General features: G+C 42.0%; 17 protein-coding genes, 2 pseudogenes and 1 CRISPR repeat array. Of the genes and pseudogenes, 6 read left to right on the top strand and 13 right to left on the bottom strand.

Annotated features, from left to right (window positions below; translation table 11 throughout):
* The first annotated feature begins 89 nt into the window (after window positions 1–89).
* The 4 genes from RMY00_RS18620 to RMY00_RS18605 all read left to right on the top strand — a co-directional run bounded on the left by RMY00_RS18620 (window position 90) and on the right by RMY00_RS18605 (window position 7,193).
* Window positions 90–1,754 carry a mechanosensitive ion channel family protein gene (locus RMY00_RS18620; protein ID WP_416212077.1) on the top strand — a complete coding sequence of 555 codons (1,665 nt, stop codon included), beginning with the start codon at window positions 90–92 and terminating at the stop codon, window positions 1,752–1,754.
* A 244-nt stretch (window positions 1,755–1,998) separates the two neighbouring features.
* Window positions 1,999–5,334 carry an efflux RND transporter permease subunit gene (locus tag RMY00_RS18615; protein WP_322648951.1) on the top strand — a complete coding sequence of 1,112 codons (3,336 nt, stop codon included), beginning with the start codon at window positions 1,999–2,001 and terminating at the stop codon, window positions 5,332–5,334.
* A gap of 292 nt (window positions 5,335–5,626) precedes the next feature.
* The gene (locus RMY00_RS18610) at window positions 5,627–6,064 is read left to right on the top strand and encodes a DUF6918 family protein (protein WP_322648950.1); all 438 of its coding nucleotides are present in this window, start codon (window positions 5,627–5,629) and stop codon (window positions 6,062–6,064) included.
* Window positions 6,065–6,278: 214 nt separating this feature from the next.
* The gene (locus RMY00_RS18605; RefSeq protein WP_322648949.1) at window positions 6,279–7,193 is read left to right on the top strand and encodes a M23 family metallopeptidase; all 915 of its coding nucleotides are present in this window, start codon (window positions 6,279–6,281) and stop codon (window positions 7,191–7,193) included.
* Window positions 7,194–7,243: 50 nt separating this feature from the next.
* Window positions 7,244–7,635: direct repeats of the CRISPR family, unit length 37 nt; unit sequence GTTTCAATCCCTAATAGGGATTTTAGTTGATTGCAAT.
* Between the two features lie 367 nt (window positions 7,636–8,002).
* Here the strand turns inward: RMY00_RS18605 and RMY00_RS18600 are convergent.
* Together RMY00_RS18600 and RMY00_RS18595 are read right to left on the bottom strand one after the other, a co-directional pair.
* The gene (locus tag RMY00_RS18600) at window positions 8,003–8,770 is read right to left on the bottom strand and encodes a circadian clock KaiB family protein (RefSeq protein WP_322648948.1); all 768 of its coding nucleotides are present in this window, start codon (window positions 8,768–8,770) and stop codon (window positions 8,003–8,005) included.
* Window positions 8,771–9,008: 238 nt separating this feature from the next.
* Window positions 9,009–10,280, bottom strand: a complete 1,272-nt coding sequence (locus RMY00_RS18595) for a type IV pilus twitching motility protein PilT (RefSeq protein WP_322648947.1) — start codon at window positions 10,278–10,280, stop codon at window positions 9,009–9,011.
* A 736-nt stretch (window positions 10,281–11,016) separates the two neighbouring features.
* Between RMY00_RS18595 and RMY00_RS18590 the strand changes: the two genes are divergently transcribed.
* Both RMY00_RS18590 and wecB read left to right on the top strand, forming a co-directional pair.
* Window positions 11,017–11,388, top strand: a complete 372-nt coding sequence (locus tag RMY00_RS18590; protein ID WP_322648946.1) for a hypothetical protein — start codon at window positions 11,017–11,019, stop codon at window positions 11,386–11,388.
* A gap of 377 nt (window positions 11,389–11,765) precedes the next feature.
* The gene (gene wecB / locus RMY00_RS18585) at window positions 11,766–12,896 is read left to right on the top strand and encodes a non-hydrolyzing UDP-N-acetylglucosamine 2-epimerase (protein WP_322648945.1); all 1,131 of its coding nucleotides are present in this window, start codon (window positions 11,766–11,768) and stop codon (window positions 12,894–12,896) included.
* Between the two features lie 227 nt (window positions 12,897–13,123).
* On the opposite strand, the gene RMY00_RS18580 is transcribed toward wecB, so the two are convergent.
* The 11 genes and pseudogenes from RMY00_RS18580 to RMY00_RS18530 all read right to left on the bottom strand — a co-directional run bounded on the left by RMY00_RS18580 (window position 13,124) and on the right by RMY00_RS18530 (window position 26,272).
* Window positions 13,124–13,792 carry a peptidoglycan-binding protein gene (locus RMY00_RS18580; RefSeq protein ID WP_322648944.1) on the bottom strand — a complete coding sequence of 223 codons (669 nt, stop codon included), beginning with the start codon at window positions 13,790–13,792 and terminating at the stop codon, window positions 13,124–13,126.
* Between the two features lie 384 nt (window positions 13,793–14,176).
* Complete coding sequence (locus RMY00_RS18575) at window positions 14,177–14,587, bottom strand: response regulator (RefSeq protein WP_322648943.1); 411 nt, start codon at window positions 14,585–14,587, stop codon at window positions 14,177–14,179.
* A 199-nt stretch (window positions 14,588–14,786) separates the two neighbouring features.
* Window positions 14,787–15,497: a Crp/Fnr family transcriptional regulator gene (locus RMY00_RS18570; protein WP_322648942.1), complete on the bottom strand. Its 711-nt coding sequence runs from the start codon at window positions 15,495–15,497 to the stop codon at window positions 14,787–14,789.
* Window positions 15,498–15,541: 44 nt separating this feature from the next.
* Window positions 15,542–16,324 (bottom strand): Crp/Fnr family transcriptional regulator, encoded by a 783-nt coding sequence (locus RMY00_RS18565; protein ID WP_322648941.1) that lies wholly within the window; start codon window positions 16,322–16,324, stop codon window positions 15,542–15,544.
* Between the two features lie 187 nt (window positions 16,325–16,511).
* Window positions 16,512–17,249 (bottom strand): Crp/Fnr family transcriptional regulator, encoded by a 738-nt coding sequence (locus RMY00_RS18560; RefSeq protein WP_322648940.1) that lies wholly within the window; start codon window positions 17,247–17,249, stop codon window positions 16,512–16,514.
* Window positions 17,250–17,650: 401 nt separating this feature from the next.
* Window positions 17,651–18,664, bottom strand: coding sequence for an NAD(P)-dependent alcohol dehydrogenase (locus RMY00_RS18555; RefSeq protein ID WP_322648939.1), 1,014 nt, complete (start codon window positions 18,662–18,664; stop codon window positions 17,651–17,653).
* A 222-nt stretch (window positions 18,665–18,886) separates the two neighbouring features.
* Window positions 18,887–19,960, bottom strand: a pseudogene (gene nrdJ / locus RMY00_RS18550) (ribonucleoside-triphosphate reductase, adenosylcobalamin-dependent); the annotation flags it as partial.
* 285 nt (window positions 19,961–20,245) lie between these two features.
* A pseudogene (nrdJ, locus tag RMY00_RS18545) lies at window positions 20,246–21,475 on the bottom strand (ribonucleoside-triphosphate reductase, adenosylcobalamin-dependent); the annotation flags it as partial.
* Window positions 21,476–21,733: 258 nt separating this feature from the next.
* Window positions 21,734–23,773 (bottom strand): GAF domain-containing protein, encoded by a 2,040-nt coding sequence (locus RMY00_RS18540; RefSeq protein WP_322648938.1) that lies wholly within the window; start codon window positions 23,771–23,773, stop codon window positions 21,734–21,736.
* Between the two features lie 478 nt (window positions 23,774–24,251).
* Complete coding sequence (locus tag RMY00_RS18535) at window positions 24,252–24,518, bottom strand: outer membrane protein transport protein (RefSeq protein ID WP_322648937.1); 267 nt, start codon at window positions 24,516–24,518, stop codon at window positions 24,252–24,254.
* On the bottom strand, window positions 24,503–26,272 hold the full coding sequence (locus RMY00_RS18530) for a beta strand repeat-containing protein (protein ID WP_322648936.1): 1,770 nt from the start codon (window positions 26,270–26,272) through the stop codon (window positions 24,503–24,505). The genes RMY00_RS18535 and RMY00_RS18530 overlap by 16 nt, the downstream gene beginning before the upstream one ends.
* Window positions 26,273–26,624 lie beyond the last annotated feature (352 nt).

Here is a 26,624-nt window from a genome sequence, read left to right as displayed (position 1 = left end):
CTCAACTTTAGATAGGTACATCTACCCAAAGTAATTACGCAGGATAGTTAAAGTAATGATTAATAGATTTTACTCAAGGAGGTGTTTGAGTGCGCTTTCAATTTTTGGCGTTGGCTTTGCCCGCCGTAGGCATCGCTAGTTCAATGGCCATAGCCGTTGTATCTGTACCAAAAGCCACAGCCCAGATTCCTTCATTACCGCAGCTGCTACCATCTCCCAACAGTGTGAGTAATGATGCAAATAATAAACTTGTTACAGGCTGGATTTATTTAGATGGTCGTCGGTTATTTCAGATAGCGGCATCAAGAAGCAACTTTCCTGAACGTTCAGAAGATATCCAAAAGAAATTGGAGAAAATTGCCAAAAATTACTTTCAATCATCAGCAAAAACACCAGTCAATGTAGAAATTCGCAAAGTAAACGAATTACCAGTAATTTATGTTAACGACCAATACCTGATGACCATTACTTCTGAGGATGCTGGACTCAGAGAGGTAGATATGTGGACATCGGCAAATCAAATCAAAGAATCGTTACAAGAAGACTTGCAACAAGCAAAGCAAGAAAGACAAACTCAATTTTTAATCGACCAAGGCAAAATTGCTGCGGGCATTGGACTAACAATGATTGTGATGAGTTGGGGGGTATATAGCTGGCAAAGGCGTTCTAAAAACGATGTAGTACACCCCCTTACCTCCCAACCGCCCAGAGGATCGCTACCAACAGCAGCAGCTCAACCAATTGCAACACAACTGAATCAACAGCAACATCGACATATTCAAGAAGTCAAAAGACGATTGTTTCAGCTAACTCAAGCCGGAATTTGGGGAGGTGGAAGTTTCTTTATTTTGGGTCTATTTCCCTATACACGACCATTTCAGGTAGGCATTCTCACAGCTGCCCAATTTCCTTTGCGATTAGGTGTTGTGTTCTTGGGAACTTACGTAGCAATCCGTCTCATCTATGCCCTCATTGACCGCTTCACCACCACTTTGATTAGCAGTGGTGCTTTATTGACTCCAGAAAGTTCTGAACGCTTGAGACTGAGAGTTTCCACGTTTTCTGGCGTGACTAAAAGTATTGCTACTGGTATCTGCGTAGGAGTAGCTTTCTTGCTAGCGCTGGTGTCATTGGGGATAGATATCGTTCCCTTGCTAGCGGGTGCGAGTTTAGTTGGTGTTGCAGTGTCTCTAGCTTCGCAAAACTTAATTAAAGATGCGATTAACGGTTTTCTGATTATTTTAGAAGACCAATACGCTTTAGGCGATGTGATTAATGTAGGAGACGTAGGAGGCTTGGTAGAAAATCTAAATCTACGGATGACTCAAGTGCGAGATTCCGAAGGGCGCTTGATCACAATTCCCAATGGTGAAATTAAAGTTGTTGCCAATCTTTCTAGCCGTTGGTCACGAGCCGATTTAACGATCCCCATTGCCTACCAAGCCGATATTGAAAAGGCTTTGAAGTTGATTGAAAGTATTGGTTTTGACATGGATAAAGATCCGCAATGGGAGCGTCAAATTCTGGAAACACCACAAGTTTTGGGAATAGATCAATTTGGCGATCGCGGTTTGATTATTCGTGTATGGATTAAAACACAGCCCCTTAAACAATGGGAGGTAGCACGGGAGTTTCGCCGCCGCCTGAAAGTTGCCCTAGACGAAGCTGGAATTTCCATTTCTGTACCTCAACAAGCAATTTGGGTCAATGATGAGCAATTGTTAAATTTTCAGAGTAATGGCAAATCTAATTAGAAATTTGGATTCATTACCAGATTTTTCAGTTAATTAAACCAAACCTTGCTCGAAGAGGCAGGGGAGCAGAGGGGACAAGGTGACAAAAGTTTAGAACTTCCAACAAGTCTTTCCCCTTGTCCCCAATTCTCCTTGTCGTCTTTCCCACTCCCCAATTTTGTGCGATCGCTAACACTAAACCTTAATAATCCTTATATTAATAAAAAGCTACTACCTCACTAACAAGTCTTGAATTCCCTAATTTATGTTTGTCAATACCTTCATCAGACGTCCAGTCCTGACGACGGTCTGCACGTTCATTATTTTGCTGCTGGGGAGTATTTGTATTCCGATCCTTCCCATTTCTCAGCTACCGGATCTCGCCCCAGTGCAAATTACCGTTAGCTCTAACAATACTGGTGCAGATGCTCAAACAACAGAAAATACTGTCACCAACATTATTGAGCGACAAATTAATGGTGTTAAAGATGTATCCTATATATCTTCTAATACGGGTAATGATGGTTCTAGCAATATAACTGTATCCTTCCCAACTAATGTTAATAGCGATATTGCTCAAGTAAACGTTCAAAATAAAGAAGCTCTTGCTTCACCGCAATTGCCAGATACTATTCAACGAACAGGTGTTACTGTTGAAACGGCATCAAGCAGTCTGCTGCTCGTCTATGGATTTTACTCAGACAATAATGACTATGACAACATTTTTATCAGCAACTATGTCGATCTGTATATTCTCGATCAGATCAAACGGCTTCCGGGTGTAGGAAAAGCTACAATTTTTGGAGAACGCAAATATGCCATGCGTCTCTGGCTTGATCCTAACAAGCTTGCCCAACATCAACTAACTCCTCAAGATGTGACAACTGCCCTGCAAGAACAAAATATTCAGGTGGGTGCAGGAGCGATTGGTAAGGAACCAGCGCCAGATAATCAAAGCTTTGAATTTGCTTTACGAGCAACCAGTCGATTTAAAGATGCGGCTGAATTTGAAGATATGGTGCTGAAGGTGACTCAAGGTGGTACTAATAGCACTACCACTACTAATAGCACCACTAATAGCACCACTAATAGCACCTTAATTAAGGTCAGAGATGTCGGTCGAGTTGAACTAGGAGCAGAAAGCTATCTTGCTGATGCCAAATTCACCATCCCAGGAAATGCTCCCAAGCCAGCCGTGGGTTTGGGGATATATCAACTTCCGGGTAGTAATGCCTTGGACGTTGCCCATGCTGTTGAAGAGCAAATCGTAAGACTAGAGAAGAGTTTTCCACCTGGACTAAAAGCACAGTTGGCATTTGATACGACTCCATTTGTAGAAATTTCTCTAGAAGAAGTTCTACACACTTTGGTTGAAGCGATTATCTTGGTAGTCTTAGTAATTTTCGTCTTTTTGCAAGACTGGCGTACCACGATCATTCCCACTGTGGCGATCCCCGTTTCCCTAATTGGGACATGCGCGGCTTTGTTGGTTTTGGGATTTCAGATTAACACACTGACATTATTTGGTTTCGTTCTGGCGATCGGTATTGTCGTTGATGATGCCATTATTGTGGTAGAGGCAGTTGCAGTCAAACTAGAGCAAGGCATGAGGCCCTTTGAGGCAGCCGTCGAAGCCATGAAGGAGTTAACCGGGGCAATTATTGCCACTTCACTTGTACTTATGGCGGTATTCATTCCAGTTGCATTCATTCCGGGTACTACTGGGATTGTCTACAAACAATTTGCGTTAACCGTTGCTTGCTCCATTGGCATCTCGACCTTCAACGCCTTAACCTTCTCTCCGAGTATGGCAGCCATTCTCATGCGCCCTGCTCAGACTCCACGGGGCCCTTTGGGGTGGTTTTTTACGCAGTTTAATCGGGGATTTGCTTGGTTCACACGGCGATATGTCAGGTTTATTAGCTACCTTACCCATATCAAGCCGATTGTAATTGGGGTTTTTATAACTGGTTTACTAGCAACGGTTTTGATGTACAGAGCAGTGCCTACCGGATTTATTCCAGAAGAAGATCAGGGGTACTTCTTTGTAATTGTCCAGGGGCCAGACGGGGTTTCTTTGAAATACACTGAATCTGTTATGGATCGGGTTGTCAAAGAAGTAACATCGGTTCCTGAAGTTAGAGCTAGTTTTATGATCAGTGGTTTTGGTTTCGATGGTAATGCTTCTAATTTAGGCATTGCCTTTGCTAACCTAAAACCCTGGAAAGAGAGAGCTAAAGAATCTGAGTCGGTCTATGGAATACTTCAGAGGGTGAACAAAAAGCTCTCTACAATTACAGATGCTAGAGCGATCGCTGTAAATGCTCCTCCAGTTAGAGGGTTAAGTACTACAGGTGGTTTTGAGTTTATCATTCAAGACCGAACCGGCAGTGCGCCGATTCAAACCTTGGTTGATACTGCTCAAAAGTTTATTGGCGCGGCTAATAAAAACCCTGCTCTCCAACGAGTCTTCACTCAGTTCACCGCAGACACTCCTCAGTTTGACATCCAAGTGAACCGCAACCAAGCTAAAGCTCTCAACGTCGAACTCAACGATATCTTTGGGACATTGCAAAGTTACTTGGGGTCGCAATATGTGAATGACTTTGTGCAGGGACAGCGACAGTATCGAGTATATGTCCAAGCAGATGGGGTTTTCCGCTCTAATCCAGATGATATTGGCAAGCTGTATGTTCGCTCTGCAAGCGGGGCAATGATTCCCTTGAGCAATCTAGTGAAAGTGACTCCCTTTGTAGGGCCGAAAACCATCGCCCATTACAACTTGTACAGGTCAATCAAAATCCAAGGCGCTCCGGCTCCTGGTGCTAGTTCTGGACAGGCGATTAAAGCGATGGAGCAGCTAGCAGCAGAGATGTTACCTCAAGGGTTTGGTTATGAATGGACAGGGACTTATCTCCAAGAAAAGACATCTGGGGGAGCTACGGGCTTGATTTTTGCCTTAGCGATCGTTATTGTCTTTCTGGTGCTATCTGCTCAGTATGAAAGCTACATTGACCCAATCATTATTTTGCTGACAGTTCCCTTAGCAGTTTTGGGAGCAATGACGGCAATTTGGCTACGTTCCAACATTTTCATGGCAGGTAGCCTCTTCCCGAAAGTGGTAGATGATATCTATTGCCAGGTGGGTTTGGTGACTTTGATTGGTTTAGCTGCCAAAAATGCGATTTTGGTTGTGGAATTTGCCAATCAGCTGCATGAGCAAGGCATGAGCTATACACGGGCGGCGGTGAAAGCAGGGCAAGAACGTCTGCGACCTATTTTAATGACTTCCTTTGCCGCGCTGTTAGGATTTTTGCCCTTGGTGATCTCTCAAGGGGCTGGAGCCAGCAGCCGTTGGTCTTTAGGAACAGCGCTCTTTGGGGGGCTGATGCTTTCAACGTTCTTGAGTTTGTTCTTAGTACCAATTTTGTATATTTTGGTTAAGAGCTTGGCTCAGGCTATATTTTATCAGAAGCGATCGGGTGGCTCAAAACCTCCAGATTCTCCAAATGGAGCTTCGGAATCTGAACATAGAGTTTTGCCTACTGCCTCAAGTCAGCCAGAGACGCAGCTCAGGTCTCAGCAAGATGGGATAACCTGATTCCCTTAAGTCTTCCCCTTAAAAGGGACTTTAAGAGATTCTTAGCCCCCCAATTTATCGGGGGGTTGAGAGCATCTAAGACTTGAAAAAAACGCACTAGGGGATGAAGTCAACTAAAGAACGATAGCCAATGCTAACTTTTGACACCAATGGATTTCTATTGCCTCCTACAAAAGGGCTATATTCGTTATGTTCATAACATCCTCTAACTCTGATACCATTTTCTGTAATTTCCTGCTTGCTAAAAAAATTAGTCGAATAGAAATTAAGTACTTAGATAAGGAAAAGTGAAATGGGACTTAACGACGGACTTTCAAACCCGACCAAAAAGGCTATGGTCATAGATGACTGTTGCAACATGATAGAGGGACAGCTTGCATCTAAGTCAGGCATGAGCGGCATCGCTTTAAAAACTGCCTTCGCCGCCCTGAAGGGGATCAAACCAGGGTATATCCCCTACGTCGTTGAGCAGATCCTGCCACAATGCTTCATAGCACTTGATCCAATTTGGAGTGAAGGCGTACAGAAAGGCAATCCAATTGAATACCTGAATGCGAATCGTTCGCAAACGGCAGACGCGCTACTTGGTGTTACCGATGCTAGAGTCAAGAACGCCAAGCGCCAAATCGTGCGAGGAACCTATGAAAAACTTCGCGGTTCAGCCAAAAAGCACGTAGAAGAAGCAGTGCCAGACTTAGCCAAAGTAATCGATAACTACACTAAGTCCTGAGCCAGAAGGGAAGAATCACAACAAACGTATGCCACCGTTCGATGCGTCGGTGGCTGACATACGGTGAAAAGATTACACTTGTAAGACCAAGGTGTTTGTCCAGGGTCTTGGGTTATATATGTATCTGCTAAATTTCCTGATATTTACCGAGTCAGCTTGAAAGAGCAAATGATCAGAAACTATCTGAATTATTGTTTGAATAAACTTCCAATTTATGAAAAAAGTTACCGTTTATCGATACCGCACTTATGGATTAATTGGGTTAATATCCTTAACCGCCGTACTAAGTACAAGTACACTTGCCCTAACACAGCTAGCGGATGATTCCCCAGTTGGGCAAACTCCCATCCCTGCTTCTAACTTAATCTGGCCAACTCAAGGATTTATTTCTCAAGGCTTCCGTAAATATCAACATGAAGGGATTGATATTGCAGGGACATCTGGAACTCCTATTGTTGCTGCTGCATCTGGTACAGTCATCAAAGCAGGTTGGGATAATTGGGGATTAGGCAATGCTATAACTATTAAACATCTTGACGGCAGTACTACTGTTTATGGTCACAATCGCCGTTTGTTGGTGAGCAAAGATCAACAGGTCATTCAAGGTCAAATTATTGCTGAAATGGGATCTACAGGCAATAGTACAGCGCCTCATCTGCACTTTGAAGTTCATCCAAATGGTCGAATAGCGGTTGACCCCCTTCGTCTGTTAACATCCTTAACTGCAAGTGTTGCCTCTGCTTCTAAAGTTCAGCAAGTGGATAACCAGAACCACCCAGTTTCGACACCCCCAGGAGCAAAGCAAGTTTCACCTTCACAGCCAATTTCAATAGGTTTTGCACCTGCTAGCACTGATACTAAATGCAATGGAGTTACCATTATTGAGGGTGAGACTGCAAGTATTCGCGTAAAAGTCTGTGAAGAAAATGGTCAGTTATTTTATATTGGGCAGTTGAAACAAGACCCAAACAAGCCTATAAAAATTGTAGCTTTAAATATTGGCGAAGGCAGATATCGAGCAGATAATGGTAGTTTTTATTATTTAGTCAGCCCTGAAAAAGTGGAAGTTTGGCGAAATGGAACTCAGATGCGTTCTGACAGATTTTATAATTTAACAAAATTGCCATAATGCAATTTATAAATGCCATATTTCGTACTAGCGTCGTGCCAAACCTCAGTTTTACAATCCCTGATAGGGATTTTAGTTGATTGCAAATCAGGAAATGGATGGTAAAAATATTCATTATCAAGTTTCAATCCCTAATAGGGATTTTAGTTGATTGCAATTAACCTAGTTTCATAATTGGGCTAAAAGCAAGTTTCAATCCCTAATAGGGATTTTAGTTGATTGCAATTAGAAAGTAGAATCTATCTAGTGTTCAAAGATGTTGTTTCAATCCCTAATAGGGATTTTAGTTGATTGCAATAATGAATAATCGAGCCATTGTCAAGATTTAAAAAGTTTCAATCCCTAATAGGGATTTTAGTTGATTGCAATCTAAAGTAGGAAACATAGTTTATCTAGTAGCAAATGATTTCAATCCCTAATAGGGATTTTAGTTGATTGCAATAGCTGGCGTTTGAAAGTCTTGTGTTATTTGGTTTTCAAGGTTCAATAGCGCGGATAGGAAAATCATAACATGAGGAATGGCAATTGTGTTAAACGAAAATAGCTGAAAGCCAGTCCAAATAAGGTGCGCGGATGGTTTAAAAATTCTACAGCCGTCAAGTCCTCCCATATAAAGCAATTCAGCCATTTTTGTAGTCACTTCTTCACCAACACCTACCTATTCGCGCACTGGGCAATAAAACTAGTCTAATTGCAAAGCAGTTGATTATCCATAAGCTTAGTACAGACTTTCTTTGATTTCTAGCGAAAATAATTGTCAGCTATTAAATCTCTGCGTTTCACTTTCAATCCTTAATTCGTGATAAAACCTAAAATTTTTCCTTAGCAGCTAACATCTGTAAAATCTTTTCTACATGATCCAACTCTCCAACGATGCGCCGAATTGGGTGTGGCCAAACTTTGACAAGGGTAGGAGTTGCAGAAACCTGATTAAGTTCTGCTTGTTCTGGATGAGTTAAAACATCAATCACCTTCAAAGTATAAGGATGTCCCAGCGATCGCTCCAACAATTCGTGTAAATTTTGCAGAATGCGTTCGGTGGTGCTGCTATGTCCAGCAACAAACAATCGCAGAACATAGCCTTGTGTGATGGCTTCCTTTTTTTGTACTATTACTGGCTGATGGTATTTTGGCACAGGTTCAGAAAGGTCTAAACGAACAATTAAATCGTGATCCTCCCAAAGCTGCGGGAATGAGGATCGATAACTTGTTAATACCATGCGATCGCACAACCCCTCTTGCCAAGGAGCTGCTTGCCATACTAACTCCCCTGTGGCGAAAATGGCATTAAGCAAAGCTTGATGTCTAATTACAGCCGGATAAGCTTCAGCAAAAGTACGCACTTGTTGAGTGCGTGCATCTAACCAGTGATCGATAGTTGCAGTATAGCAAGGCACTAAAAAGTGCGGTGGCTCTGGTAAATCTAGGATTTCTTGCAAAGCCGAACACAAATGCAAATGCCATCTACCTTGCTTGCTAGGGTCGATGCAGTAAATTAAATCTCCTCCAGGTGTAAATAGGGCAATGCCTTTAAACAACTGGGGTGTAGATAGTTTGTTTGTCGTTAAATTATTCACAGAGGTTAAGAAGCTAAAAGTAAAAATTCTCTCTTTTACCTTTTACCTTAGCTATAACCGCAACCAGGATGACAAAGATATTTGAAAGTGGGGAGTAGGAGATGAGGAAGCAGAGGGGCAGGGGAGACAAGGGGACAATGGGACAAGGCGACTTAAATCAGAACTTGCAACAAGTGTTTCCCCTTGTCCCCAATTCTCCTTGTCCCCAAGTTCTCTTTCCCATACCCCATGCCCAATCTTAAACTCGACCTCTGAGAAACTGTGCCATTTCGTTAGGAGTTGGTGACATTTCTAAAGCAGTCTCTTCAGTGATGCGACCGTCTTGATAGAGATTGAGCAATGACTGATTCATTGTAATCATGCCGTCAAAGCCAGCTTGTTTCATCAACTCGCCAATTTCATCATACTTACCATCTTTGATCCATTCTTTAATAGCTTCAGTATTGATCAGCACATCGTGGAAAGCAGCCCGTTTCCCGTCAGTTGTGCGGCATAAACCTTGGGCAATTACTGCCACCAAAGACTCAGATATTGCCACCCGCATTGCATCTTGTTCATCACCAGAGTAAAGATTGAGAATCCGCTCAATGGTTTTGACGGCGCTATTGGTGTGCAGGGTTCCCATAACTAAGTGACCAGTCTGAGCGGCTTTTAAGGCGGTGTTGACTGTTTCCTTATCCCGCATTTCCCCCACCAGAATCAAATCTGGATCTTCCCGCAAAGCTGCTTTCAAAGCGTTGTCAAATTTCCGGGTATGCATTCCCACTTCCCGTTGTTTGACTAAAGACTTGCGGCTTTGATGGATAAATTCTATTGGGTCTTCAATGGTGATGATATGCTTGGACATCTCCTTGTTGATGTAGTCAACCATCGCCGCCATTGTGGTGGACTTACCAGAACCAGTGGGCCCAGTCACTAAAATTAAACCTTTGTGATGATGGCAAATATCCCGAAAAACTGGGGGTAATCTTAACTGTTCCATAGTCAAGATTTTTAGCGGAATCAACCGCAACACCATTGCAGGCCCTTTAAGGGAGCCAAAAACATTAATTCGCACGCGAGCAAAGTCATATTGAGTTGCTCCGTCAAATTCTAGGTGTTCTTCAAAGCGCTGAATTTCTCCTTCACTCATCACCTCCCGTAACCAACTCATAAAAGCTTCTTTATCTGTTTCTGGATAATCCGTTGGTTGAATTTCTCCTCGGCTGCGGAAGCGGGGTACTTCACCTACACCCAAGTGAATGTCAGAATATCCCTGATCGAAAGCTTCTCTGATTAACTTTGCTAAAGTCAGTTGGGAACTGCTGTTTTTAGGGGGAACTGAATTAGGTATTGGTGGTGGACTAACTGGACGATGACCTGCAACAGGCGCATTGCTACTCCTATCTGACATATCCAATGTTTGTGTCATCTGCCTCTGGGTACTAGAGGTTGGCGGTGGTGGTGGTGGCATTGGTGGCAGGTTACGCCCAGCTACAGAAGAATTTGATGGAGGCTGTGATTGTGTCATATATCTTCACATTTGGCAGTTAAAAAGTTGAATTAACGAGAAGTCAAGTCACTTACTTCGATGACTTTTGGAGAGTGCTTGCAACCGAGCTTTAGTGGTGATGAAATGGATTGAAACTCTAGAACTATGTTCAATCCATTTCATCCACCTCAATTTGTATCTTTTTTTTCCTATAATTCCACTAGTTAGATTACTTAGATAAATTATTTAACCTGTTTAACATGGTTTAACACACGTAAGCACTTAAACTTCTTCAGGAATAATACATAGATTATTTAGTTGTAAATTATACCTAATATAAAATATAAATATTCTGAGCTTTTTAGATGAGAAATTTATCCCACGCATGGACACAAATTGCCAGCAATTAACAGCACAAACACTAGCAGATCATTTTTTCAGCCCATCTATGAATTATGAGAACCAATACTAATTTTCATAAGAAATGTTAAGTAGAATAGGACTAATATATTGGGGATCAAGGTTAAAAGCTCGTACCATTTAGCTTATATATCTGAAGGCAGATGCATAAAACAAGTTGTTTGACATAGACATAAACGTTGATTTTTAATTCATAATTACAAAAAATTAACTGTAAACTTTAGTAAATAAATGCTCATTTTCCCAATTAGTTTTTATATACTGAATTTCACTGAGAGACAAATCAGTTTATTTCGTCAAAAACGAAATATGACTGAAAATTAAAATTCGTTGTGTATTTTTGGGAGGAAAAGTCATGGTTTCTGCTCAAAGCTCTAATCTAGGAAAGACCTACTCCTTGTTGATGATTAAAAGCTTTTTAATATGGACTTTTACATTAGCAGTATGTTTGTTGGTTGTCGGTTTTCCACTAGTTGTCTTAATGGCTACGGTCGGATGTCTGTTGTCGATCATCTTACAATCTGTAATGCCTGTTAGTGCGGTTTTACTTGTTGCAGGCGCTTTAATAATGTTTAATGTCATGGCAGTTGTATTGGCTGCGGGTGTACTAACTGTTAAAGGAGTTCATCCTAGCGAAATTAAATGGTTAAGCTGGTTGCATGGAGAGGCAGACCAAATGCAGGCTACTGTTTACGCTGCTTGCCCTTTAACTTGTGAGATTAAGTAGTCATTACAGGTGAATACGACAAACAGTACGTCTGCCCGGTTTAGCCGGGTTTTTTCATGCTGTTTGTGATTTTACTTGTGACAAGGTCTGGTCATTATAGATAAATTTGATAGACAGTGCATCTACCCGATTAAGCCGGGTTTTTTTATGCTTATTGTATGATTTATCCTTTAAGAAAGTCGGCATAATAAAAACAAACAGTGTGAAGAAAAGTAAACAAGGCTCAAATTCTTTTCCCCTTGCTTTATCCCAACGATAATTATTTACGTTGACTTACTTGTATTTATAGTTTGTGTGATGATTGAGCGCTAACTATTGACTATTGACCATAGACCATTGACTATAACCATTGACAAATGAGAGATGACTAATGACTAATGACTAATAAAAAACGTGTTTGCATTATTTTGGGTACTCGCCCAGAAGCAATTAAACTAGCTCCTGTGATTCAGGTTTTCCAAAAGTCTTCAAGTTTTGAGTCTCAAGTAATTCTAACTGGACAGCATCGAGAGATGGTTGAGCAAGTTATGCAGCTGTTCAATATTAAGGCAGATTATGACTTGGAAATTATGCAGGTTCAGCAATCTCTAAATGATATTACCTGCCGTAGTTTACAAGGGTTAGAAGCATTATTTAAAGAGAAAAAACCAGATTTAGTGGTGGTGCAGGGAGACACTACCACGGCTTTTGCCGCAGCTTTGGCAGCTTTTTATCAAAAAATTCCTATTGGTCATGTAGAAGCAGGTTTAAGAACTGATGATATCTTCAATCCTTACCCAGAAGAAGCTAATCGACGGTTGATTTCTCAAATAACTCAGTTGCACTTTGCGCCGACTCCTTGGGCTGTGGAAAATTTGCACCGTTCTGGTGTTTTGGGTGAAATTCACATGACGGGTAACACGGTAATTGATGCGCTGTTGACTGTAGCTGCAACCCAAGCAGTTTGTAATGTACCAGGCTTAGACTGGGATTCATACCGCGTTCTGCTAGCAACAGTTCACCGTCGAGAAAATTGGGGAGAACCTCTGTTAGCGATTGCTCAAGGCTTTTTACAAATCTTAGATAAGTTTCCTGATACTGCTTTGCTGCTACCATTACATCGCAATCCCACAGTACGAGTTCCGTTACAAGAACTTTTAGGGAATCATCCCCGAATTTTCTTGACAGATCCTCTCGATTATGGAGAATTGGTGGGTGCAATTGGGCGATCGCATCTTTTGCTCACTGACTCTGGTGGTTTGCAAGAAGAAGCCCCCAGCTTGGGAAAACCAGTATTAGTTTTAAGAGATACCACCGAAAGACCAGAAGCTGTTGCAGCCGGTACAGCTAAACTTGTAGGCACTACAAGTGAAAACATCTTTGCAAATGCTGCTGAGTTACTTAGCGATCCAGATGCTTATGCAACAATGGCAAATGCAATTAATCCCTTTGGGGATGGTCATGCAGCAGAGCGCATTTTGCAGATTGTACAAAATTACCTGGGTCTTTCATCAGAAACATCAACTTAAAAACTTAGATTAAACAAAATGCAAAATTTCTGTTTTTCAGGGTGCATAAAATCGACAGAAAAGTATGTAGAGACGTTGCAATGCAACGTCTCTACAAAGGACTTGAGCCTTAACTGAACCTTATTGTCTCAAAGGGGGCTTAAAGCTTGGAGAAATGACCTCATAAGAAATGTTTTATCCCCCTTGCTTCCTGCTCTCCTGCTTCTTTGTCAAAGGGTAATTTTTGGTTAAATACCCAAAGCTGCTCGTGTTTCGGGCCCCACTGTACCATCTACAAGTAGACCTTTACTTGCCTGAAAGCTTCGGACTCGGTTAACAGTTTCTTGACCGTAAATTCCATCAACCCTGAGATTACCTAAAGCTGTTTGAACGTCTCTTACAAGCAGACCTCTAGAACCAGGAGTAAGAATCACCGAACCGCCAACACCACCAGGTCTAGTCACAGGAGTATTGTTAGGTCTATCACCAACCCATCGAGCAAAAACATATCTACCCGTAGAAAGCCTAGCAAAACCGTTTTCATACCTTTCAATGGCTGGAAGTGTTGCGCCATTTGGTACACAATCCACGTATGAGTAGTTGGTGCTTGGGCCTGTACGGATACGCAAACAACTGCCGTTAGTCTTGACATAAGCAGCCATACTAATTTGAATTTGGGCAGCAGCAATAAGTAATACACCAACACCAGCTAAAGCTAACCAAGCTGAAGATTTAAGAAGTTTTTTCCAATTAAATTTAGCTTTGGTAATTCCGAATGTCTCTTCTTTAGTAATAACTATGTCAGAAGATGTAAGAGGTTTTTTGCTATCTAATTGAGATTTAGACGAATTATATTTGGTGTTTCGAGATGCCTCTTGTTGAGCAATAAACATTTGAGAATAAGCAAGATATTCCATAATGCACCCCAATATATGAAAAAATGAGTAAATACAGAGAACTATTTCAGTTTTCTCTGTATATACTCTTAGTATATTTTATATCACTGTATTGTCAAAAAGTTTTTGCTGGTAGTGGAATTAAGAAAGAATAAAATTAACGTGAGTTCAATAAATCTCTAACTGCCTTGAACTAAAGTTTAACGCTATCCCTCTTTGACTCGGAGAGCGACGATTTTGCATAGAAAAATCAGGGAGAGGTCTTTTTAATTGAGCTAATTAAGCGGATACTATAATAATCCGTCGAATTCACGTTGAAATCAGTTAAAAGATCCCTACAAAAATAAATAAAATTTAGTAACAGCTTTCTTGCTTACTAGCTTCTCCCTTATGCATCCAAATATGTCAAGCGTATTGTTCGAGTCTAGCTAAACTAGCAACCGTAGAAGCTAATTCGTCTAAATCTATCGGCTTACAATGGTATATATCATAACCTGCTAATAATGCACGCTTACGGTCTTCGTCGAAAGCAGATGCCGTCAAAGCAATAGATGGAATCTTTCTCCCTCGCTTTGCTTCCAATTTTCTGATCTTTGTGAGCAGTGAGCAGCCGTTCTCATCAGGTAAATAAATGTCACTAATTAGTATGTCTGGTTTAAAAAATGACATTATTTCTAAAGCATCACTTGCCGAAGCAGCTGTAATAATCTCTGCTCCATCTATTTCAAATAGAAAGGTCAGTAAAGTTCTCGTATCAGGGTCATCATCCACAACGAGCAATCGCAGACCTTCAAAAGACATCGATTGATTAGACATTATTTTCACCGCCGTGTAGCTGGAACACGTTGAGTAGCAAATGCAATGCATCAAATAGCATGTATTTGTAAATGCTATTTGATCCATACTTTACTAAATCTTAATGGAACTAACTGCAAGCGTCTGTCCGGTGTCAGACATAGTAAGTTAAAATTATTCACTAGCGATGTCTACGACGAGCTACGCCTACGTGCCTTGGCTAATTCCCCAGCAACCGAGCATATTCTTGTTCGATGACTCGATAACACTCGCAGGAAGTTGCTTCTAAATCTTCTCGGTTCAGGATGTTAATTTGACCACGCTGATAGCGAATCATTCCGGCTCGGCTGAGGCTGCTAGCCGCTACTGTCACACCGGAGCGCCGTACACCCAGCATCTGGGCGATAAATTCTTGCGTGAGCGGAAATTCTTCTGATTCCAAACGGTCAGATACTGTAAGCAGCCAACGAGCCAGCCGCTCCTCTAGGGTATGAAGACGGTTGCAGGCACAGCTTTGTGTAAGTTCGGTATATATAACTCGTACGTAGCGCAGCAGCAGCTTTTGAATAGCTCCGCCTTGATTGAATTCGGTTCTTATAACATCTGCATCCACCTGCATTCCAGCGCCTCCAATTTGGACAAACGCTTTTGTGGTTGTTGTGTTGCCTCCTAAAATTACTGGGATACCCACCATGCCTTCATTACTCACTATCCCAACTTCCACCGTCGATCCATCTTTCATAGTAGTGATTATAGAAATCACTGCATTTTGGGGAAAATAGACTTGTGTAATGGGTTCTCCAGGTTCGTAAATGACTTGCCGAGTGGGAAACGAAACTAACTTCAGGTGTGGAACAAGGCGCTCATAATCACTAGTTGGTAAAGCCGCGAGTAATTTATTTACTTGCGGCTTAAGAGTCTTTTCGCTCACTTCAACATTAAAAGAGAAATTAGATCATATTACTTTAAATCAAGTTAGTTTTGCCAGTCTGTCCGGTTTCGCACGTATAACTTAAAAAAATTATTCGGCTCGGTTACTGGGCTGAAGCCCAGTAACCGAGCAAATTCCTTTTGTATGACTTGATGACATTCGCAGGAAGTTGCTTCCAAATCCTTTCGGTTCATAATCCTAATATGACCACGTTGGTAGGTGATCATTCCGGCTCGGCTCAGGGTGCTAGCCGCTACTGTCACACTGGAACGACGTACACCCAGCATTTGGGAGATAAATTCTTGCGTGAGTGGAAAATTTTCTGATTCCAGACGGTCAGAGACTGTCAGTAGCCAGCGAGCCAGCCGTTCCTCTATTGTATGGAGACCGTTACAGGCAGCACCTTGCGCCAGTTCAGAGTATACAGCTTGCACGTAGCGCAGCAGTACGCTTTGAATAGCTCCGCCCCGATTGAACTCGGCTCTCAGGACATCTGCATTTATCTGCATAGCAGTGCCCGAAATCTGCACAAAGGCTGTTGTGGTTGTGATGTTATCTCCTAAAATTACTGGGATACCCACCATGCCTTCATTACTTACTATCCCAACTTCCGCCGTTGAGCCATCTTCCATAGTGGTAACTATAGAAACCATTGCCTTATGAGGAAAATAAACCTGTGTGATAGGTTCGGCTGCTTCGTAAAGGATTTGCCCAATTGGGAGCGGAACTAGCTTTAGATAGGCTACAAGACCTTCATAATCAGTCGCTGGCAAACTTGCCAGCAGCTTATTTGCTGGTTGTTGAAAAAGGCTTTTATCTAATGACATTAGAAGTCACTCTCCTTAAAGTAAGTGACTTTAGAAAAGCCAACTCAGGGCACAAGGAAAGGATAAGGTTCTGATCCTAATGTCAAAAGGTGTATTCGCTAAAGAAACACGGGGATAATATCAAAAATATTAAATAAACACACTTGCTAAAGTCTGTACGGTTTCGTACATAGCAGTTTCAAAAAAATTATTTTGGCCGTTTTTTGGACTTATTACCCAATAAACGGACATATTCATCTTCTATAATCTGATAACATTCGCAGGAAGTTTTTTCTAAAGCCTCTCGATTCAAGATGTTAATCTGACCACGGTGGTAGCTGATGATTCCGGCTTGGCTGAGGATGTTAGCTGCTTCGGTGACACCAGGGCGACGTACACCCAGCATCTGTGAGATAAATTCTTGGGTAAGCGGAAACTCGTCTGATTCCAGACGTTCAGAAACTGTTAGCAGCCACCGAGCTAGCCGCGTCTCTAGTTTATGAAGACGGTTGCAAGCAACTCCTTGTGCTATTTGAGTGTACATACTTTGCACATAGCGCAGCAGCAAGCTTTTAAGGGCTGTACCCCGATTGAATTCGCTTCTGAGTATATCCGCATCCATTTGCATAGCACTGTCTGGAATCTGCACAGATGCTGTTGTGGTTGTAGTGTCGTCTCCTAAAATTACCGGGATACCCACCATGCCTTCATTACTTACTAAACCAGCTTCCACAGTCGAGCCATCTTCCATAGTAGTGATTATAGAAACCACTGCTTTATTAGGAAAATAGACTTGTATGATCGGTTCGCCAGGTTGGTAAAGTACTTGCCGATTTGAAAGCGTAACTAGCTTTAAATGGGGAATAAGACGCTCATAATCACTGACTGGCAAAGCTGCTAGCAAATGATTTGCTGGTTGCTCAAAGGCATTTTTGTTTAGTGACATTGGGATTCCCCTAAGTATAGCCGTTTCTAGAAAAGGCAACTAGCGGCATAAGGAGAAAAATCAAGAATTTTATCCTAAATATGTCAAAAGGTGTATTTCCCAAAAATATTTTAATAAAAAATTAGATTTTTATATTTATAATATAACATAATTAAATTTAAAGATTTACAGTAGCAAATAAATTCTGATGTATATCAAAAAAGTTGGTATAAACTGCTAAAGCATCTATCAGCTATCTAAAAGTTGAGAGCAAAATAATAGAAATTGCATAGCAAAATAGCCCGCCTCAGAATTCATTCTGAGTGTAATAGCGAAAGTAGTTTAAAGACGACTGAGAAAAGGTTATAGTCCGTTTTAATGAAGCTCCTGATAGACATTCCCATGCAAAGCATAAGAACGAATTATGAATTACAAATTACGATTTTACCGAAGTGAGCCGCGCTTTTGAGGTAATGATAAGCTTCTCGTGCTTCAGTAAAGGGGAAAACTCGATCAATAATCGGTTTGATTTGATGTTGTTGCATTGCCTGATTCATCGCCTCAAACATTTCCCGACTACCAACATAAATGCCCTGAACTGTTAAGCTCTTAAAAAGTATTGGCATGGGGTCAATTTCACTTCCTCTACCTGATAATACGCCAATCAAGCTAATACGTCCTCCAATACGGATTGCTTGTAGTGATTTTGGCAGAGTACCTGCACCGCCTACCTCAACTACATGATCTACACCTGTACGATTAGTCAATTGGTAAACTTGCTTTTCCCAATCTGGTGTTGTTTTGTAATTAATTATTTCGTCAGCACCAAGCTGTTTACCTCGTGCCAATTTCTCATCACTGCTGGAAGTAATAATTGCTCTAGCACCGTGTATCTTGGCGAACTGGAGAGCAAAAATCGAAACTCCTCCAGTACCAAGTAATAAAATACTATCACCTGCGCGAATATTACCTTTTGTCACCAGCCCATGCCAAGCTGTGACTGCTGCACAGGGTAAAGTTGCGCCTTCAATATAGGATAAGTAGTCAGGTAATATTACTAAACCATCTTGGTGTAATACGACATACTCAGCTAGCATTCCATTGATACCGCCTCCTAAATCGGATTTCATTTTCTCTTTGGTTAAAGAGCTATAAATCCAGTCTTGGAAGAAAATACCAGCGACGCGATCGCCTACTTTTACGCGTGTCACACCCTCCCCCACCGCCACAACTTCCCCTGCGCCGTCAGATAGGGGAATTAAGGGATATTTCTGTCCAGCGCCGTAAGCACCCTCAGCGACGAGCAAATCGCGGTAATTCAGGGATGTTGCTTTGACTTGAATGAGAACTTGTCCCGCAGTTGGTTTTGGTTCAGGGCGATCGACTAATGCGAGGGCATCAATCCCAGCGTTGCTTTGAATTTCGTAAGCTTTCATTGGCGGACTCCTTTTGCCAAAGATTATATACAGGGCTATTTCATTCTCATCTAGCCCGCCTCAGAATAAATTCTGAGGCTAATAGCAAAAGTCGTCTTTAGACGACTAAGAAAGGCTTTTAGTCCACTTTAGTGGACTTAAGCTATTAGCCCGGAACTTTAGTTCTGGGCGGTTTAGGTTTAGAACGAAATAGCTCTACTCTAAATTGATAGTCATTTCGCCTTATGAGCTTGGTTGCTGATCGGGAAACATACACTTATCAGAGTCACAACCACTAGGGCCAGCCTCTGACATTTCGCCTAAATCGTAGCGGCTTAAGACTGCACAGAAATCATCAGTTTTGCGCCGTGCTTTCACCTCTTGATTTAAGCGATCGTAAGTTGTTTTATCTATCGGTTCAAATGGCAAACGTGGGAATGATTGTAAATCATCAAAACGAGCTAAAAGAGCGGCTGAAATATATCCTTCATCATTCTGGATAGTTTCGTAGATGCGCTGTCCTAAAGGTTCGATTTCATCAGAACGAAGTTCTAAAGTTGCTGATGTGTTGTGAGTTACATACCAACGTTGAACCTGGAGGACAAAATCAAATTGGGCTAAGACTGAAAACTTAGAAACATCAATTTCATCAGCACCTGGTAAATCAGCCCAAGATACAGAAATAGGGATTTCTACTAACCATTCACTCACCCGTGGATCAAAGGGATCGTTGAGCAAATTGCCCTGTTCATCTTTATCTGATTGCGAGGGAATGACGTTGTAACCGTAGTCAATACAAGCTAAGGCTACTGGGTCATTTTTGCCAAAGGTGATACGGCGAATAAATCTTTGCGCTTTGGGGGGATGCCATCCTGAACTAGCGTTAGTTAATAATGCCTTCGTGCCACTGGGTTGAACTGTAGTGCAACGATTTGGACGCTTGAAATTGTGGCGATCGCAATAATCCCAAACTACCCGATGTACAATATCTCTCCAAGAACTTAGATATTTTTCTTCCTCACGCTTGAAAGCTAATCCTTGTGGAGTTGCAGGTCTTCCGGCTTCCCACCAGCGCAGCCAATCAACACCAAAAGCATGGACAAAGAAATCAAATAAGCCTGTAAAAGAAACTCCTACAATCGGGTCTAATTCACGGCTGTATTGATAGCGTGGTTCCAAGAATTTGTGATTTAAAAGTGCTGCTACAGATAACGCTCCAGCAGTGAAAGCTTCCTCTTGTTCTTTATAGTTACGTGGGTCAATTTGATTGAGGTGAACCTCTGACAAATTGCAGTGGAAGTTACTACCGATGATTTCCAGATTTGTTATCCTAGAGGCTTTTTATCCCCTAGTTCTACTGCTTAATTATTCGCAGTAGCTCCGCGTACCTTTTGCAGATGTGACTTTAGATAATAAAAGTGTTTTTCACATCCGTCCCCGCACTCTTGGAAAGATTATATTCTAGACACCAATTTTTGATGTAATCTAGTTTCACTCTCTACGCTGTACGGTGTCAAAGGCTTTTTAGTTCCTTTGATTACCACGGGATTAGCATCTCAGCTTTCCCCGTTTTTGCGAGGTTTTTAACGTGAGGCAAAATCACTTACCACACGGATTTAGCCCATAACGAGCTAAACGATGTTCTAGCTCATCAGCATCAATATTTGGATAGCGTTCCTGTAACCACTGTTTTGCTGTTCCTTGTTCATAAGCTTGCAAAAAATTAACTTTGTCAGATTGTGTTGGCAGCAAATCAATGTTTGATCGCGCTACAGCCTCACCAGCCCATTGAATTGCTCCCTCGCCACTATAATATTGTTTGCGAACAGCATTCAAACATTCTTCTAAGGTTGGCTTGCGGTGAAAAACTCTGGTGTGGTTTGCCATCCTGAGTGCATCACGCTCTGGATCAATTCGCCAGTTGCCACTTTCATCTTGTTGCCATAAATTATCTTTGGCGGTGGCTCCTTGTTCATCATCAGCAATAAACTGACGCATCCCCGCGCTTCTTCGGATATTGCCTGCAACAATTGTTACAGCAGCTTGATCAATTAATAGACAGCATTCAACTGAATTTAATTGTCGTCCTACAGCTTTACTCAGGATGGAAGCACAACGCTGATAAAGTCCGGGTAATTTAACAGGATTAGCAACTCCTCCGAAGCCATTGAGAGTTTCTCCTGCTTTCCGGACATCACTGATGTCAACTAATACTTCAACTTCTGCTGAAAATCGTTCATTAGTGGAGAGTTCTAATAGGGCTTGATATGATTCAACCCAACCTTCACGACTATCTCCAACGTGAATAGTGACGTTATTCCCTTCTATATGAGTTTCAGTATATTCACGTCGTTGTTGGACAGGAGTGCTGCCAATTTCGCCTTGTACAGTAACATTCAGTTGATTACGGATGGGGGGCAAGTGGTTAATAAACTGTGGTTCTATGACGGCTCCAGTACCACAGCCCATCATTGCCAAATCCATCATTAACCCGAAGGCACTCCAGTCTTCGAGATTGGTAGAGGTGCAATTATATGCCCCAGAAAAATTCTTTGGTTTAGTTATCCAGTCAGTACCACCAACCCATAGCCAGCGTCCACTGGGCATAGCTTTCAAGTTACGCTGCATCTTATCCAGTATGGCAGCTTCTTCTTGAGTTAGCTTTCCCAACTCGACTAAGCCGAGTAGAGTGCGATCGCATACTTCATCCCATGTTTCCCTTAGTCCCGCCTTTGTGCGGCGGCTATAGGTTCTAAAAAATACGGGATTAGCAGCCGGTGCAGTTTCGGGAAACTTTGCACTCTGGCGTTTTCTTTCGAGTTCTCGAACCATATACTAAGTGTCTTGCGTTCTTGTTGCGTGCGGACAGATTATGACTATACGCCAAGTAGTTTGAGTATTAAAGATTGTCAAATTGTCCACTTTACGCTACCTATAGGCCGTAGTATTTGCAACAAAAATTTATGATGTATAATGTCCCTCACCCTTGGGTAACATCTCAAACTCAAGTTTTAATTAGCACATACTTTTTTACTGATCCCTGATTTCATCAAATCCATTCTCGATTACACGAATGGTGAGTTACACGTTTCAAGTACTTTTAACCAGAGGCTCAACCGGAATTTGAATCCAGAACTCGCTGCCTTTCCCAAGTTCTGAGGAGCATTTTAAAATGCCGCCATGTTTTTCAACTACAATTTGATAGCTGATGGACAGTCCTAGTCCGGTTCCTTTGCCGACCGGTTTGGTGGTGAAGAATGGATTGAACAATTTTTGTTGAGTTGTTTCTGTCATGCCAGAACCGTTATCTCGAATCCGAATCACTACACTATCTGCGTGGGAGAGTTGGGATAGATCAGAACTACCCGATTCTCTACTAATGAGTTCTGTTTGAATGGTAATGATCGGATTAGGCGTTTCATCTAAGGCATCGATCGCATTACCCAAAAGATTCATAAATACTTGATTCAATTGCCCCGCATAACAATCAACAGGCGGTAAATTTTCGTATGCTTTAATCACTTGAATCTCAAACTTGGCACTGGTTAATTTCAAGCGACTCTTCAAAATTAACAACGTGTTGTCAATCCCTTCATGGATATCTACAGGTTTCATCTCGGCTTCATCCAGGCGCGAGAAGTTCCGCAGAGATAGGACAATTTGCCGAATTCGTTCTCCACCCATTTGCATCGACGACAATAAATTAGGCAAATCTTGCATCAAGAAATCAAGATCGATAGTCTCTATCTTTTCCTGAATAACATCAGTTCCATTGGGATAGGTAGCCTGATAAAGATGCAATAGTTCTAGTAAATCCCGAACATAGTTGCTTGCATAAGCAATATTACCGTTAATAAAGTTGACTGGGTTGTTGATTTCGTGGGCAACTCCGGCTACCAATTGTCCCAGGCTTGACATCTTCTCTTGCTGTACTAGTTGCATTTGAGTTTGCTGCAACTGGCTCAGTGCGTTCCCCAGATAGGTGGCTTGAGTTTGAGCGGCAAAGGCGGTTGCTCGGGTTTGGGCAAATAGTTCTGCTTGATCGAGAGCGATCGCTACTTGATCGGTGACAGCTTTGAGTAACCGGACTTCGCTATCAGTCCATTGGCGCGAACCGCGACAGTGATGACAAACAATAGCACCCAATTGACCAGAATGGGTTCTGAGTGGCAGCAACAGCACCGAGGTTACTGCTAGTTGATGCAGCAAGGTGCGATCGTCCGAGGTGAGTGCTTCTGAGGTAGTAGAAACATCCTCTATTCGTAGCATATCTAGATTTAAGATAGTTTCTGCTAGAACGGAGCCATGCCCAAGGGAAAGTTCCCCTAGTGCCATCTGGATCTCTGGATTAGTCGCTTCGTGAGTCACCATAAAGTTGAAGTGATCTTTGTTGGGTAGACACCACACAAAGTCACAGCGATCGGCTTGCAACAGACTATGAATCTCATTCACCGCCGTTTGTAAAATCGTATCCAGATCCAGAGAATTACGAATTTGATTTGCCAGATTAAACAGAATTGAATCTTGTTGACCAACCAATTCCTGAGTAATCAATTGCTGTTTTAGTTGTTTGATTTCCGGGATCATTTGACGCAGCTTTGTGGTGTTGCGCTTTAGCTCCAATTGCGCTACTACTTGATGGCTGAGTGTCTGCAATCCTTTCTGTTGTTTTTGGCTCAGATCGCCCGGTTCAAAGTCCATGACGCAGAGTGTACCCAGGACACAACCACCAGTTGTTACCAGGGGGACTCCGGCATAAAATCGGATATTAGGAGAATTTATAACGAAGGGATTGGTGGCAAAGCGGGGATCAGCCAAGGTATCTGGAATCATAAATACATCTGGCTGGCGAATAGTGTAGTTACAAAAAGTGAGGTCTCGGCGAATTTCTGTTAATGTGATTCCCACCTTAGACTTAACCAACTGACGATCGGCTCCGACAAAACTCACCAGTGCCATTGGAGTTTGACACAAATCAGCTGCTAGTTCTGTCAAGTCATCTAATGCCCGATCGGGTACAGTATCCAAACCCTGAAACTGATACACTGCTTTGAGTCGTGTCAATTCGTTGGTGCAGGGCATCGTTGTGCAGGAGAGCATGGAATCAAGTAATAATTCGGGGATTTTCATAGTTTTATTTTAATTAAGGTGCGATCGCTAATGTCACAGTAAAATAAGTACATTTGGAATCATTACTCTAAGTTTTTCTAAAGCTTTAGATTTCATAAGTTCTTATTTTGTCGCAATATTTTTTAAATCAAATTATGAATGCGAGTTCAAGTATAACGCCGTTCACTTCAATGCTGTTAATGGCAGACAGATTGTAAAACCTATCCAGACCTAACTGACTGCTTGTGACTTCAATTGTGCCTCAGAGATATTGCACTAGTTTCTTCACCAAAGCTAACCCTAATTCTGTAGCACTATTTTGCCCAATTTCGCTTTCAGGAATCTGGTAAGACAAGCCGAAAAGGCAAGTTTTTTTATTTTGTTTTGATAAGTTAAATTAAAGGTTTCAAAAATACGAGACGAATTTAGGTAAAGCTGTAGTTAGTATCCCTACCTAGAATAAGAATTAAGATTGATCAGAAAATACTCACAGCCCAAGTTAAAATTGCCAGCTTACTTGTAAGCCAACGATATCCACGCCTGCGACAGTGGGATTAATATTAATAGTAGTGAGTTTAGACTCGACTGCCTGGTAACGTCCAACCCAGTTACTATCGTATTTACTAGATAGCCCAAAAGGAACGTTAATACCAATACCCAGTTTCAGGCGATCGGAAACGCTCCAAGCAGCATACAAGTTTGGTAGTTTGAAATTAAAAATAATTACAAATTGATAAAAAGAATATCGTTTTAAACTTTGACGCATGAAGCTTTAGTGATTAATTTACTTATGACATTATCAAGCTTGATAACCTTAGTTGAATTCTTTCGTGGGGTGTCAAAGTTACAATGAACGGTGCTGTAGTCCAGTGTAGTAGTGCCAGGGCTTAAGTTGTAAATACCGCCACCATGTCCAGACTCGTAACTACCAGAACTGAGTTCGATCCCAAAAGCTTTATTGTGTTTGATAGTGCTATTTCCCACTGTTAGGGTGGCAGTATTATAGATGCCAGCGCCAAAGTGTGCTTGATTGCCGCTAATAGTGCTATAGTCCACGGCAACAATTCCTAACGGCTCGTTGTAGATGCCGCCACCGTAATCTCTGGCATAGTTATTACTAATGCTACTGTTACTTACCGATAGGGCGCCCTGATTATATATCCCACCTCCAGTAGTAGCCTTATTGTATTTTATAGTGCTATTCTCTACCGTAATGCTGCCATATACTAGTACATCTGGGCTATGATAACCGGGAATGATAAAGCCTGGGTTATAGATGGCGCCGCCGTATTTTGCATAGTTTTTACTAATGGTGCTGTTACTCACGGTTATAGTGCCTTCGTTGTAGATACCGCCGCCTAAGTAGCCGTGGTTTTCACTGATGAGACTATTATTCACGGTTATAGTGCTGCCGATTGTAGTGTCGCCAATTGTATTGCCGCTAACATAGATACCACCACCGGAGCCGTTTATACCTGCCGAATTGTCACTAATGAGGCTGTTATTGACGGTTATAGTGCCATCACCCTGATCAAGACTGATACCGTCATAGATACCACCACCATATTCCGCAGTGTTGCGACTAATGGCACTATCATTTACTGAGAGAGTAACACTGCTGTAGATGCCGCCACCGTTACTGGCGTTATTGCTACTAATGAGACTCTTACTCACGGTTATAGCGCCTTCGTAGATCCCAAAGATACCGCCGCCGTATTCCGCAGTGTTGCCAATGATGCTACTCTTATCCACTGATAGGATGCCAGAACTAAAGATGCCGCCGCCGCCGTAGTAGTTAGACCTGAAGTTGACACTATTATCACTGATGAGGCTCTTACTCACCGTTATAGTGCCAGATTCGTAACCAAAGATGCCGCCGCCTCCGTATTCCGCAGTGTTGGCACGAATGGTACTATTAGTCACGGTAACGATGCCTAGATTGCGATCGCCGTTCTCCTTGAAAACATAGTTGTAAATGCCTCCGCCTTCTCTGTATGCAGTGTTGTCACTAATGGTGCTTTTCTCGACTGATAGAATGCCAGAGTTGAAGATGCCGCCACCGTTGTTTGTCGCCGAATTGCCAGTGATGGTGCTATTGCTCACCGATAGGCTGCCCTCATTAAAGATAGCACCGCCGTCTTCCGCACTATTGCCAGTGATGGTAGTGTTGCTCAAATTAAGGATGCCTTGATTGGAGATGGCTCCTCCTCCAGCGTCTTTGTAGCTATTGGTAATAGTTAGCCCATTGATTGCAACAGTTACACCATTGCCAATGTCAAAAATACGGTCAGCACTATTATCACTAATAGTTAGTAAGCCTGGATTTGTGCCTTGAATGGTAAGGTCATCTGTGATACTCAGACTACTACCAGCCAAACTGATGGTATGAGCAAGTCCATCGTTAAACATTCCACCAAAATTGATGATGTCTTTTCCTGTCAAGGCATTGGCATTTAAAATTGCCTGCCGCAGAGAACCTGCATCACTGTTCTTGGTGTTAGTTACGGTAAATATAGACATTAAGGTTACTTCAATCCTTTTTTTGGTATAAAATATTTTATTACATACTCATTTCATACCTGACTTTCCCAGTATTTGGAAAATCTCTTCCCTCCCATAAGCTACGGTGTACACACAAGTTTAGAAATCCCATCTGAAAATTGCTTTCATTGCCCTAGTCTTAAAATTAGGGGGAGAAATGGAGTTTCAAGTCACCCATAATTTGGATATTTATAGGGCTAAAAGAGTTGAAACCTTTGCGGCACTTGGGTGTACATGGTAGCCTCCTATGACTGACAGAGATTTTAAATTTCCCTCTCTCCTATCGAGAAAGGGTTAGGGTTCTTCGTCGGCTTTTCTAAATGAGGTGCAA

It is taken from the genome of Nostoc sp. ChiVER01 (assembly GCF_034531155.1).
Classification (GTDB): Bacteria; Cyanobacteriota; Cyanobacteriia; order Cyanobacteriales; family Nostocaceae; genus Nostoc.
This window is presented reverse-complemented; position numbering and strand designations above follow the sequence as displayed.